Origin of the sequence: Corallococcus sp. CA047B, assembly GCF_003612065.1 — a bacterium.
Lineage (GTDB): Bacteria > Myxococcota > Myxococcia > Myxococcales > Myxococcaceae > Corallococcus > Corallococcus praedator.
This window is the reverse complement of sequence record NZ_RAWD01000293.1, coordinates 1-11,910: the sequence shown is the minus strand read 5'-3', so window position 1 is coordinate 11,910 and position 11,910 is coordinate 1. Positions and strand designations below refer to the sequence as shown.

Below are 11,910 nucleotides of genomic sequence, written 5' to 3'. Positions count from 1 at the left end.
CCCCCTGTCCTTCCCCGAGCAGAAGGCCCCCGGCCCGGCGCTCGTGCCCGCGCGTCCCGGCAACTCCGCCCGGGTGGAACCCACGCGGTGAATCAGTGCCACGCGCCGATGGAGAGCCGGCGCTCCTCGGCGATGGGCAGCAGCCGCTCGCGCAGCTGCTCACGCACCTGGTGCAGCCACCAGCCCACCGTGCCGGTGGAGCGTCCCACCTGCGCGCCGATGCTCACATAGGAGCGCCCCTGTGCGCGCAGGTGGAACACCTCGCGCTGCTGGGGCGGCAGGCCGTTCACCGCCTCCATCAGGTCCTTCTCCTGGATGAACGTCCAGAGCTCGCCGCCCTCCTGCTCGTCCGGATCATCGCTCAGCGCCGTCACCCAGCCGGCGTTGACCGCCTTGCGCTGCTCGGCGCGGTGGTGCCGCAAGAGGCTGATGGCCCGCGTGTTGATGACCCGCCCCGTCCACGCCCGGAACGCCTCCGCCCCCTGCAGGTGCAGCCGCTCCTTCCACGCCTCGTCCAGCGCGTGCTGCACCAGGTCCTCCGCATCCGCCGTGTTCCCCAGGATGCGACGGGCGTGCTTCAGCAGCCCCGAACGGAATTGAATGACCAGGATTGCGAACAACTGCGTTTCTGAGTCGGCCATGGAGTGCCCCCCGAGCGGCGTCCGTGCACGACCATGATGGCAAACCTCTCCAGCTCGGACAGAGCCTTCTTTCCCGGATTTACCCAGACTGTCTGGAAAACCTATCCCACCCCGGGATTTCCAATCCGGCTGTCACGAATGCATCCAGTGTCTGTCTTTCAGTGGTCCAACAGGGGCAGGGGCGCCGGGATTTCCAACAGCCCTTTTGTTGGAATGACAGACACCCACCATCCGGCCCTGTTTCAGGCAGGACGGCCCCACGGGGTGATTGACCGGGCCCGGTGACCGCATCCCGAAGGGGCCACGGAAGCTCCGTGGCCCCCGGGTGGATCCGCCCTGCTCCGGCCGCTACGACGGGCGCGCGCCCAGCATCGCCGCGAGCATGTCCGCGCTGCGCTCGCTGCTGAACTGCTTCTCCACCTTGAGCCGGCCCGCCTCGCCCAGGCGCATCGCCTCGGACGGGTCGCGCGACAGCTTCTCCAGCTTCTGGGCCAGCTCCACGGGGGCCTGCGGCTGCACCAGCACGCCGTCCACGCCGTCGTCCACCAGCTCCTTCACGCCGCCCGCGCCCGTCACCACCACCGGCACGCGCATCGCCATGGCCTCCATGATGGCCACGCCCAACGGCTCCTGGAGGCTCGCCAGCGCGAAGATGTGCGAGCGCTGGATGCCATCCTTCACCACATCCTCGCTCACCGCGCCCAGCAGCGTCACCGCGTCCTGGAGGCCGTCCTTCGCGAGCTTCGCTTCCAGCACCTTGCGGTACGTGGTGCCGCCCGCCTCGTCCTCGCCCGCGATGGACAGCCGCGCGTCGATGCCCTTCTTGCGCAGCATCCCCACCGCGTCGATGAGGTCCGCGTGCCCCTTGCACGGGTTCAGCCGGCCGCACGCGAACAGCTTCAGCGGCCCCTCACCGGACCACGGCTCGTAGGGCACCGTGCGCTGGAAGCGCGACAGCTCCACGCCCATGGGCGCAAGCTCGATGCGCTCAGGCAGGCTCCCCGCCAGCTCCTGGTTCACTTCCCCCAAGAGCTTCTTCGTGATGACGAAGGCGAACTTCGAGTGCCGCCACTTCTCCCGCTGGTTCGGCCCGTAGTCGTCCAGCGGCCCGTGCAGCGTCATGCTGTACGTGAGCCCCGACAACAGGTGCGCGAACATCGCCACGTGCGCCGCGTTGGCGCACGAATGCACGTGCACGTGCGTCCAGCCGCGCTCGCGCGCCAGCGACGCCAGCCGCCCGCCCATCACCGCGAACGCCACCAGCTGCGCGCGCCCCTTCGCGTCCAGGCCCTCCGCCCGGGCGATGGACGCCAGACACCGCGCCCAGCCCGTGGGCATGGCCCGGGCAATCTCCAGCGCGGCCTGGAGCACGCCCAGCGGCCCCGGCGGCGCCAGGTACTCCGTGCGCGTCATGGCCTCGCGGGCCCAGCTGTGGCTGATGATGCGCGCGGGCGGCGGGCGGGTGGACACCAGCTCCGGTGAGACGCCCTTCCCCGGCAACGCCTGCAGCTCGCGCCAGAAGAAGATGTGGGTCTGCCCGGGGAACTCGGGAATCAGGTAGCCGATCTTCTGCACGCGCTTTCTTTAACACGCCCGGGCCCCATCGCCGGCCCCCCGCACGGACAGCGCCTGGGGGTGTCAGTGATGACAGCAGACCATTGGCGCGCTCCTTCGCTCGCCCGCCCACCCGGGTCGTTGGGTGGTGACGCCTCCATGCGTTATACCGTCCGCGCCTCCTATGTCCGCCGATTCGAGCCCGCCCCCCTCTGCCGAGGAGACCCCACCGGCCAGCGCCGTGCCCTCCGCGGAGCTGTCGCGGCTGTGGTTCGCGTTGGACCGGCGCGCCTGGACGTTCCTCACCGTCATCCCGGCCCACCCCGGCGCGCCCGCGCTGGAGGCGGCCCAGGCGCTGCTGGAGGCAGGCTCGCCGTACCCGGAGCCGCCCCTGCGGCTGGTGGATGCCACCGGCATCGAACCCGCGGGCGCCCCCCGGCTGGTCCTGGAGGTGCGCCGCCGCGTGGAGCAGGGCGAGCGGGTCATCGTGGTCATCGACTCGCTCATCACCCACCCGGCCAGCCTCCCCCTGGCCCTGGCCGCGGACACCGCGCTCTTGTGCATCACCCTGGGTGAGACGGACTTCGGCTCCGCGGAGAAGACGCTGCGTCTGGTGGGCGCGGACCGCTTCGCAGGCAGCGTCACCTTCCCGCGCCCTTCCAAGAAGCAGCGCCGCGCCGACAGCGACAAGAAGAAGAAGAAGCCATGAGCCCTTCCGCCTCCTCCGCCGCGCCGGCCCCCCGGCTCAGCGTCGTCATCGCCACGTACAACCGGCTGCCCCTCATCACGCGCCTGCTCCAGCAACTCGCCGGCCAGACGCTGCCGCCCGACGACTTCGAGGTCGTCGTGGTGGACGACGGCTCCGCCACCGACGTGCGCGGACCGCTGATGGAGCTGAAGCTGCCCTACGCCCTGCGCGTGGAGGTGCAGCAGAACGCGGGCGCCGCCGCCGCCCGGCACCGGGGCGTCATCGCCGCGAAGGGCACCGTGGTGCTCGTCACCGACGACGACATGCAGGTGGCCTCCGACTTCCTCGCGCGCCACCTGGCGCACCATCCGCCGGGCTCGCGCAACGTCGTGCTGGGCCGCATCCGGCCGGACCCTGAAATCGGCGACATGCCGCTGTTCGAGCGCTGGTACGCGCACCTCAACAACCGCATGGCCGAGGAGCTGTCCGTCCCCGGCGCGAGGGCGCGCGGCAACCACCTGTACACCGGCAACGTGTCCTTCCCCCGCGCGGACTACGTGGGCGTGGGCGGCTTCGACAAGACGCTGGGCCAGTCCGAGGACGTGGAGCTGGGCGTGCGCCTGGAGAAGGCCGGCTGCGCGTTCCTCTTCGCCCCGGACGCCTACGTGCTGCACGGCAGCGACCACGTGAGCTTCGAGAAGTGGATCCGCCGCGCGCACCGCTACGGCATGTTCGACACCCACGTGTCCGTGAAGCACCCGGACGTGAAGGGCGTGAACCCGTGGCGCCTGCTCTTCGAGACGAACCTCCTGTCGCGCCCGCTGCTGGCCTCCGCGGTGGTGGCGCCGGAGGCGTCGCGCCGGCTGACCACCGCGGTGGTGAACGCGTCCACGATGGCGGACAAGCTGGGCCTCAAGGGCGCCGCGTTCGCGGGCACGTCCGTCGCGTACGGCATGGAGTACCTGCGCGGGGCCCGCACGGAGGCCGGTGGCCTGCGGGGCATCGCCAGGGGCATCGCGCGCTACCTGCAGGGCCGGGGAGATTCCCAAGGATGAAGACCCTATTCGGAGCCCTCATCTCGGACGCGGTGGAGATGGCCAGGGCCGCCACCGGCAACTCCGACGCGAAGTCGCTGGCCAAGGTGGTGCTGACCAGTGATTCGTACCGCATCACGGCGCTCAACCGCGCACGCGAGGCGGCCATCACCTTCCACATCCCGCTGCTCAACCACGTGCTGCGCGTGGCGCAGACGGCGGTGATGGGCATTGAGATCGGCAAGGACGTGACGCTGGGCAAGGGCGTGTACTTCGTGCACAGCCTGGGCGTCGTCATCGGCGGGGATGCGCGCATCGGCGACCGCGTGCGCTTCTACGGCAACAACACCGTGGGCACCGCCAAGGACAACGGCTACCCCATCATCGAGGACGACGTGTGGATTGGCGCCGGGGCCCGCATCCTGGGGCCGGTGCGCATTGGCGCCCGTTCGCGCATCGGGGCGAATGCGGTGGTGCTCCAGGACGTGCCGCCGGACAGCGTCGCGGTGGGCATCCCCGCGCGCATCTTCCCGCGCAAGGACCAGGACGAGGTCGCGCTGTAGTTGGCGCGGGTCACTGGAGTCGCGGTCGGTCGTAGGTGTCGCGGTCAGCCGTAGGAGTCGCGGTCGGCCGCTGGAGTCGTAGTCGGTCGTAGGAGTCGCAGTCGATCGCTGAAGTGACGGTCGGCCGCTGGAGTCGTGGTCGGTCGCTGGATTGGCAGTCGCAGTCAGTGGTCGCAAGTCGGCGGTGGTTTCGTGCCGGGGGATGCGTTGAAGAAGGTCATGGCTGACAGTGCGAAGCAGACGCGGTGGAAGCGGGGCGTCATCCTCACGTGCGCGGTGCTCGGCAGCAGCGCCGGCGTGGCGATGGCGCAGCAGAGCGCCAACGCCGCGAAGGACGCCCCCAAGCCCCCGACGACGACAGCGCCCGCCGTGCCGCAGGACCCCACCGCCTCCGTGATCATCTACGACGGCGGCCTCAAGCCCGGCTGGAACGACATCGGCTGGGCGCCCCGCGAGCTGCCCAAAAGCGCTCCGGCCCGCCTGCGGATGTTCAACTACGGCGGGTGGATCCTCTACCAGCCCAAGCTCGCGGGCGCGTACGGCGCGCTCACCTTCCGCTTCACCGCGCCGGAGGCCTACGGCGAGTTCCTGGACGTGCGCCTGGACTCGCCCGGCGCCGCCGTGTTCCCCCACGTGCGGATCAGCCCGGAGTTCATCGTCAAGAAGGACCGCGAGTGGGCTGAAGTCGTCGTCCCCATGGAGGTCCTCAACCCGCGCAGCCTCCCCTTCGACCGGGTGGTGATGCGCGCGTCGAAGGACGTGGGCCGCGACTGGGTGCTCTTCGACAAGGTGGCCCTGGTGCCGCTGTCGCCGGACATCGCCGCCGCGCGCGCGGCCGGGGGCGGTCGCGCGGGCCGGGGCGCGGGCAAGGAGTCGAAGATGGTCATCGACTGCGCCGCGCCCTCACGCCCCATCAACCCGCTCATCTACGGCATCGCGCTGGACGGCAACCGGGAGACGCAGGACACGCACCAGTGGAAGCTGGGCGCCACCATCCGCCGCTGGGGCGGCAACCCCACGTCCCGCTACAACTGGAAGCTGGGACGCGCGTGGAACACCGGCAACGACTGGTACTTCCGCAACGTGCAACTGGGCTTCGGCGCGGATGACTTCCTGGAGTCCAACCGCAAGCACAACACGCAGTCCGCGCTCACGCTGCCCCTGATTGGCTGGGTGGCCAAGGACACGACCTCCGTCGGCTTCCCGGTGTCGGAGTTCGGTCCGCAGCAGGCCGTGGACGAAACGGAGCCCGCGGGCGGCAACGGCATCCGCCGCGACGGTACGCCCCTGCCCCCGGGCCAGCCCTCGACCACCAGCGTGCAGGCCCCACCGGAGTTCATCTCCGAATGGGTGCGCTCCCTGCGCGAGGCCGACTCCAAGCGCGGCGGCGCGCGCGGCGTGCACATGTACATCCTGGACAACGAGCCCGCCCTCTGGAGCTCCACGCACCGGGACGTGCACCCCGAACCGCTGGGCTACGACGAGCTGCTCAAGCGCACCATCGACTACGGCACCGTCGTGCGCCGCGCGGATCCAGAGGCCGTCATCGCCGGCCCCGCCGAGTGGGGTTGGACGAACTACTTCTGGTCCGCCGCCGACTTCGCCCCCGGCCGCCCGCCGTACACCGACCGGCGCGCGCACGGCGACGTGGCGCTGCTGCCCTGGTACCTGCGCTCGCTGCGCGACCACGAGAAGAAGACCGGCGTGCGCGTGCTGGACGTGGTGGACGTGCACTTCTACCCGCAGAGCAACGTGGGCCTGGGCCTGGAGGGCGCCACCGACCCGGACACCAACGCGCGGCGGATCCGCTCCACGCGCGCGCTGTGGGACCCGAGCTACAAGGACGAGTCCTGGATTGGTGAACCCATCCAGCTCATCCCCCGCGTGAAGCAGTGGATCGCGGAGAACTACCCCGGCCGGGGCATGTCCATTGGCGAGTACAACTTCGGCGCGCTCAAGCACATGAGCGGGGGACTGGCGCAGGCGGAGGCCCTGGGCCGCTTCGGCCAGCAGGGGCTCACCTCCGCGTTCTTCTGGCAGTACCCGCCGGAGAACAGCCCCACGTTCTGGGCGTTCCGCGCGTACCGCGACTTCGACGGCAAGGGCGGCCGCTTCCAGGACATCGCCCTGCCCACCACCGCGCCGGAGGGCACCAGCCTCTTCGCGTCCCGCGACGCGTCCGGCAAGAAGCTCACCGCCGTGCTGCTCAACTTCGACCCCGAACAGGCCGCCCAGGCGCAGTTGGAGTTCAAGGGCTGCGGCACGCTCAACACCGTGCGCGTGCTGGGCTACTCGGGCGCGCCGGGCGGCTTCACCGAACAGGCCACCGGAACGAAGGCCGAACAGGCCCTGTCGCAACGCCTTCCCCCCTACTCCATCACCGTGCTCGACCTCACGGTGAAGTGAGACGCTGCCTTGACCACCGCACACGCCCCCGACACCGCCTCTCCCCGCCCGCGCCTGAACATCGGCCACCTCGCCATTGATCAGCTCACGTTCCCGCAGGCCGTGCAGGCCATCGGGGACCTGGTGGACGCGCACCGGGGCGGCTACGTCTTCACCGCCAACGTGGACCACGTGGTGCTGGCGGAGACGAACACGCGCTTTCGCGACGCCTACGACAAGGCCACCCTCTCCGTGGTGGACGGCATGCCCATCGTCTGGGCCTCGCGCATGCTGGACGTGTCCTTGCCCGAGCGCATCGCCGGCTCCGACCTCATCCTCCCCCTGGTGAAGCTGGGCGCCGAGCGCAAGTGGCGCATCTTCCTCTTGGGCGCGGGCCCCGGCGTCGCGGAGAAGGTGGGCCGCCAGTTCCAGGCCCAGTACCCCGGCATCGAGGTGGTGGGCTGGGACTCGCCCATGGTGAACCTGGACGCGGGCGACGCGCAGAATGATCCCATCGTCGCCAGGATTCGCGAACAGGACCCCCACCTGCTCTTCGTCGCCCTGGGCAGCCCCAAGCAGGAGGTGTGGATCTCCCAGGTCGCCCAGAAGCTGGGCCCTACGGTGGCCATCGGCATCGGCGCCGGGTTCGACTTCATCGCCGGCACCGCGAAGCGCGCCCCGGAGTGGATTGCCCGCGCCGGCTTCGAGTGGCTCTACCGCCTCACCAACGAGCCCAAGCGCCTGTGGCGCCGCTACATCCTCAACGACTCCAAGTTCGGCTACATCCTCCTGCGCGAGCTGTGGCAGCGCACCAGCGGTAGACAGGGAGAGTGAGTCTCCAAGGACTCGCCAGCTTGGCTGTATGTCCTTGAATTCTGGGCTTGAAGGTCTTTGCCCTACCCTGGACATTTACAGCCAAGCTTGAGTATTCTAGCCCCGCACGCCTTTCACGGGGCGCTTCCTTCCAGTCAGACGACGGGCCGGACCACCGGGGCGCCAGCAGCGACGCGCAGGTGGGCGGGCCGGCGTGTGTCCTGGCGGTCCGGCCTTCCGCGTTCGGGGCGTGCTCACCCACACCTCCGGACGTTCCCCCATGTCACCAGTCGTTTCCCGTACGCCGGCCCGTTGGGCGGCGCGCGTCGCCGTGTTCGCGGCGGTGCTGCTGTCGGCCTTCGCTCTGCCAGCGGCCGCGGCCACCAACACGGAGGCCACGCAGAAGGCCATCCAGTTCCTGAGCGCGGACGTGGCCAACTGGACCACGTCGCAGAACTGCATCGCGTGCCACCGTCAGGGCGCGGCGGTGTTCGGTCTGTCGAGCGCCAAGGCCAATGGCTACAACATGGCCCAGGCCACCTCCAACGGCCGCACCATCCTGGGCAACCTGGACCTGCTGGGCGCGCGCATCAAGGCGGACCAGAAGCCCGCGGGCAACTGGCTGCACGAGGGCAGCGCCTACCCGAACGAGAAGACGAGCTGGGCCTCCTTCGGCCTGGCGGGCTTCGACCAGTACGTGTCCACGCAGTACAGCAGCTCGCTGGTGATGGCGGCCAACTGGGCGGTGGGCATCCAGCAGGCCAGCGGCCGGTGGCCGGAGGACCACATCAACTTCCCCGTGGACCACGGCAGCGTGCCGCTCACCGCGCGCTTCATCGTGACGCTGGCGCAGGCGAAGCAGCGCGTGGACCCGGCGAAGGCGGCGCAATACCAGACGGCCATCGACAAGGCGGCGGCGTACCTGCGCGCCAACCTCAACAACAACGACACGTCCGGCACCGGCGACGGCATGCCGTACACGTTCCAGAAGTCATGGGCCATCGTGGGCCTGAAGGCCGCGGGCCCCGGCGCCAACAACGTGAATACGAATGCCATCACCACCCTGGCCAACCAGCTCGCGGCGATGGCGCCGGTGGGCGGCAAGGGCTGGGGCAACCTGCCCACGGACGCGTCCAACGACTTCGCGACGGGCATCGGCGTGTACGCCATGTGCCTCGCGGGCCTGGAGCCGGCCAGCAACGCGCGCCTGTTCAATGCCATTGAGTGGCTGAAGTCGCGTCAGGCGGCGGACGGCAGCTGGGGCTCGGGCACGGCGACGCCGGACATCCCGACGACGTTCGCGTCGCTGGGGCTCGCGTGCTTCGGTGACTTCAGCGTGGAGGTGTCCGTGGTGGGCGAGGACATGAAGATGTTCCCCATCTACGACCCGGCCCTCCAGGAGACGACCTACACGTTCAAGGTGAAGAACCACGGCTATCAGGCGGACACGTACACGCTGGGCGCCGCGGGCGGCCTCCCCGGCTGGACGGCCACGCTGAGCCGGCCCACGGTGTTCCTGGCCTCCGGCGCGGAGTCCACCGTGACGCTCACCGTGCGCGCCCCCGCGAACCTGCTGCCGTCGCTGCTGTCGGAAATCACCGTCACGGCGGCCTCCGGTGGCGCCCCGGGCGTGTCGGCTTCGGCACGCGTGCGCACGTACACCCCGCCCCCTCCTCCGGTGACGGGCCGCGCGACGACCACCAGCATCCTGACCCCTGCCGCGAACGCGCAGCTGACCATTGGCCAGGCGACGCTGCTGTCGGCCCGGGTGGTGGATGCGACGGGCGTCGTGGTGACGGGGCCGCTGAAGGGCGTCGTGACCTTCTTCGTGGCCGGCGTGGCGATTGGCGCGGATGACGACGCGAACGGCGACGGCGTGTTCTCCCTGCCGTGGAGCCTCTCCACGGACACGTGGACCGTCACGGGCGCGCAGGACTACCGCGCGGTGTACTCGGGCGTGACGCTGCCGACGCCGCCGAACCTGCTGGGCAGCACGGCGGCCCAGACGCTCATCATCAATGCCTATCCGTACACGCCGCCCGAAATCATCATGGGCAACCAGCCCGCGTTCATCCGGGAGACGACGCTGTCCGTGTGGGGTTTCGTGAAGCCGGCCACCAACGGCGCGGTCATCACCTCCGCGGCCTTCATCGTGAACGGCGGCGCGCCGGTGGTGGTGAACCCCGAGGCGAGCGGTGGCCTCGTCTACACGCCGGTGGAGCTGGTGGAAGGCCCGAACATCATCCAGCTCACGGGCCGCGACAACCTGGGTGGCATCAGCACGAAGCAGATCAACCTGACGGTGGACCGCATCCCGCCCGTCATCACCATCCAGTCGCCGGTGCAGGGCCAGGTCGTGGGCACGGCCATCGTGGACGTCACCAGCCAGATTGATGAGCAGACGCCGACCCGCGTGGAGACGCAGTGGGTGAACAACACGCTGCTGGAGTTCGGCACCGGCACGGTGACGCACCCGGTGAGCATGCCCAACTTCGGTGAGCAGGGCATCCTGGTGCGCGCCACGGACGCGGCGGGCAACGTGACGGAGGCCGTGGTGCACGTGTTCGTGGACGCGGGCACGCCCACCGTGACGACGGACCCGGCGGACGGGGCCACCTTCGGTCCTCGCGCCAATCACACGCTGCCGTATGTGATTCGCGTGTCCTCCATGTCCGCCACCACCGTGAAGCTGGGCAGCCAGATGTTCCAGCTTCCGCGCGGCGGCGGGGAAATCCAGACGTCGGTGGTGCTGGCGTCGGGCGTGAATACCCTCACCATCGACGTGACGAACGAGGCGGGCCGCAACGTCCGCACGACGCGCACCGTGCGCTATGACACGCAGGCGCCCACGGCCACGCTGCTCACGCCGGTTCCCAACGGCACGGCCAGCGGCGTCATCACCCTGACGGCCCGGGTGACGGATGCGCTGAGCACCATCAAGAACGTGGCCTTCACGCGGGACGGGTCCGGCATCCGCGCCGGCACGCTCCAGGCGAACGGGACGTGGACCGCGGAGCTGGACACCCGCGAGCTGCTGGATGGGACGCACACCGTGGATGTCTGGATGACCGACGCGGTGGACAACTTCGTCATCCAGAGCTTCAGCTTCACCGTGAAGAACAACCCCTGAGTCCCTGACAGGGATTGAGGCAAAGGCGGGGCGGCGGGCCTTCACGGGCCTTCCGCCCCGTCTGTCTTTTCCGGGGGTGTCAGCGCTTCGACAGCCGGCGGATCATCACCTCGTGCGCGGGATGGCGGGCCACGATGGCCTCCCCGTCCGGCAGCTCGAAGTCCGCGAACTCGAACCCTGGCGACACCGTGCAGCCCACCAGCGTGTAGTCGCCCAGCGTCTCCGCCGCCTGGAGCACGCCCGCGGGCACCAGCACCTGGGGCTGCTCGCCCTTCAGCACGTCGCGGCCGAGCACCGCCGTCTCCAGCCGGCCGTCCTCGTGCATCAGGTGCAACGACAGGGGGTCGCCGTCGTGGAACAACCACAGCTCATCCGCGCCCACCACCCGGTGCCACGCGGAGAAGATGCCTCGCGTCAGCAGGTAGTAGATGGCCGTCCCCGCCGACCTGCGCCCCCGGAGCGTCTGCACCTGGAACGCCGCCCGGTAGGTCTCCCGGTAGTAGCCCCCTTCCGGGTGGGGTTTGAGGTCCAGCCTGCGCACCAGTTCTTCGACCATGGTGGGCACAGTCTAACGCCTCACACTCTCAGGGCTTCTTCTTCTGCTGCTGCATCGCGGACGCCACCAGGTTCATCAGCTTGAGCTGGACCGGCGTCAGCCGCCGCAGGTTGCGCAAGAGCCGGCGCATCTCTGGCGGCTCCTCGTCGCCGCGCGCCCGGACCTTCTCCTTCGGCGCAGGGGCGGCGAACTCCTCGCCCAGGCCCAGCATGTTGTGCGGAGGGATGTTCAGGACGACGCACAGACGCCGCAGGTTCTGCACGCTGGGCAGCATGTGGCCGCGCTCCAGCCGGCCATACACTTCCGACGCCATGCCGATGCGGTCCGCCACGTCCGCCTGGGTCAGCCCCATCCGCACTCGCACCGTGCGCGCCGCAGCGCCCAGGATGCCCGCCAGTTCAGTGTCCATGTCCTTGCCAGTCCCCGGTAGGAAGCGCCCCCATGGCCGCGGGCGCACCGCATAACCCTGAAGGTCGGGTCATGTCACCATACCCCTGGCGTTTTTTCTCCCCCTCTTTTCACCCCCGCGTCCCCCGGTTTCCCCCC

The 11,910-nt window shown here is 69.8% G+C and carries 10 protein-coding genes; 6 read left to right on the top strand and 4 right to left on the bottom strand.

Annotated features, from left to right (window positions below):
* Positions 1 to 92: 92 nt before the first annotated feature.
* Together D7X74_RS32750 and epsE are read right to left on the bottom strand one after the other, a co-directional pair.
* A complete protein-coding gene (locus D7X74_RS32750; protein ID WP_120536938.1) occupies positions 93 to 641 on the bottom strand; it encodes an RNA polymerase sigma factor in 549 nt (182 codons plus the stop codon).
* Positions 642 to 989: 348 nt separating this feature from the next.
* Entirely contained in the window at positions 990 to 2,216 is a 1,227-nt protein-coding gene (gene epsE, locus D7X74_RS32745) for an exopolysaccharide biosynthesis GT4 family glycosyltransferase EpsE (protein WP_120536937.1), read from the bottom strand.
* A gap of 163 nt (positions 2,217 to 2,379) precedes the next feature.
* On the opposite strand from epsE, the gene D7X74_RS32740 reads away from it, so the two are divergent.
* From D7X74_RS32740 to D7X74_RS32715, 6 genes are all read left to right on the top strand, one after another.
* Complete coding sequence (locus tag D7X74_RS32740; RefSeq protein WP_120536936.1) at positions 2,380 to 2,904, top strand: hypothetical protein; 525 nt, start codon at positions 2,380 to 2,382, stop codon at positions 2,902 to 2,904.
* Positions 2,901 to 3,938 carry an exopolysaccharide biosynthesis glycosyltransferase EpsD gene (gene epsD / locus D7X74_RS32735; protein WP_120536935.1) on the top strand — a complete coding sequence of 346 codons (1,038 nt, stop codon included), beginning with the start codon at positions 2,901 to 2,903 and terminating at the stop codon, positions 3,936 to 3,938. The genes D7X74_RS32740 and epsD overlap by 4 nt, the downstream gene beginning before the upstream one ends.
* The gene (gene epsC, locus D7X74_RS32730) at positions 3,935 to 4,480 is read left to right on the top strand and encodes a serine O-acetyltransferase EpsC (RefSeq protein WP_120536934.1); all 546 of its coding nucleotides are present in this window, start codon (positions 3,935 to 3,937) and stop codon (positions 4,478 to 4,480) included. Before epsD ends, epsC begins: the two co-directional genes overlap by 4 nt.
* A 219-nt stretch (positions 4,481 to 4,699) precedes the next feature.
* Positions 4,700 to 6,886 carry a GH44 family glycoside hydrolase EpsB gene (gene epsB / locus D7X74_RS32725; RefSeq protein ID WP_120536933.1) on the top strand — a complete coding sequence of 729 codons (2,187 nt, stop codon included), beginning with the start codon at positions 4,700 to 4,702 and terminating at the stop codon, positions 6,884 to 6,886.
* A 9-nt stretch (positions 6,887 to 6,895) separates the two neighbouring features.
* On the top strand, positions 6,896 to 7,699 hold the full coding sequence (epsA, locus tag D7X74_RS32720) for an exopolysaccharide biosynthesis glycosyltransferase EpsA (protein WP_120536932.1): 804 nt from the start codon (positions 6,896 to 6,898) through the stop codon (positions 7,697 to 7,699).
* 259 nt (positions 7,700 to 7,958) lie between these two features.
* Complete coding sequence (locus D7X74_RS32715) at positions 7,959 to 10,808, top strand: Ig-like domain-containing protein (RefSeq protein WP_120536931.1); 2,850 nt, start codon at positions 7,959 to 7,961, stop codon at positions 10,806 to 10,808.
* Between the two features lie 79 nt (positions 10,809 to 10,887).
* On the opposite strand, the gene D7X74_RS32710 is transcribed toward D7X74_RS32715, so the two are convergent.
* Both D7X74_RS32710 and D7X74_RS32705 read right to left on the bottom strand, forming a co-directional pair.
* Positions 10,888 to 11,364 carry a cupin domain-containing protein gene (locus tag D7X74_RS32710; protein WP_120536930.1) on the bottom strand — a complete coding sequence of 159 codons (477 nt, stop codon included), beginning with the start codon at positions 11,362 to 11,364 and terminating at the stop codon, positions 10,888 to 10,890.
* Positions 11,365 to 11,392: 28 nt separating this feature from the next.
* Entirely contained in the window at positions 11,393 to 11,773 is a 381-nt protein-coding gene (locus D7X74_RS32705) for a helix-turn-helix domain-containing protein (RefSeq protein WP_120536929.1), read from the bottom strand.
* Between the last annotated feature and the right edge of the window lie 137 nt (positions 11,774 to 11,910).

Excerpts from the sequence above, each read along its gene's own strand:
- D7X74_RS32750 (WP_120536938.1), bottom strand. The coding sequence starts at position 641 with ATGGCCGACTCAGAAACGCAGTTGTTCGCAATCCTGGTCATTCAATTC.
- D7X74_RS32740 (WP_120536936.1), top strand. The coding sequence starts at position 2,380 with ATGTCCGCCGATTCGAGCCCGCCCCCCTCTGCCGAGGAGACCCCACCG.
- epsD (WP_120536935.1), top strand. The coding sequence starts at position 2,901 with ATGAGCCCTTCCGCCTCCTCCGCCGCGCCGGCCCCCCGGCTCAGCGTC.
- D7X74_RS32715 (WP_120536931.1), top strand. The coding sequence starts at position 7,959 with ATGTCACCAGTCGTTTCCCGTACGCCGGCCCGTTGGGCGGCGCGCGTC.
- D7X74_RS32710 (WP_120536930.1), bottom strand. The coding sequence starts at position 11,364 with ATGGTCGAAGAACTGGTGCGCAGGCTGGACCTCAAACCCCACCCGGAA.
- epsB (WP_120536933.1), top strand. The coding sequence starts at position 4,700 with ATGGCTGACAGTGCGAAGCAGACGCGGTGGAAGCGGGGCGTCATCCTC.
- D7X74_RS32705 (WP_120536929.1), bottom strand. The coding sequence starts at position 11,773 with ATGGACACTGAACTGGCGGGCATCCTGGGCGCTGCGGCGCGCACGGTG.
- epsC (WP_120536934.1), top strand. The coding sequence starts at position 3,935 with ATGAAGACCCTATTCGGAGCCCTCATCTCGGACGCGGTGGAGATGGCC.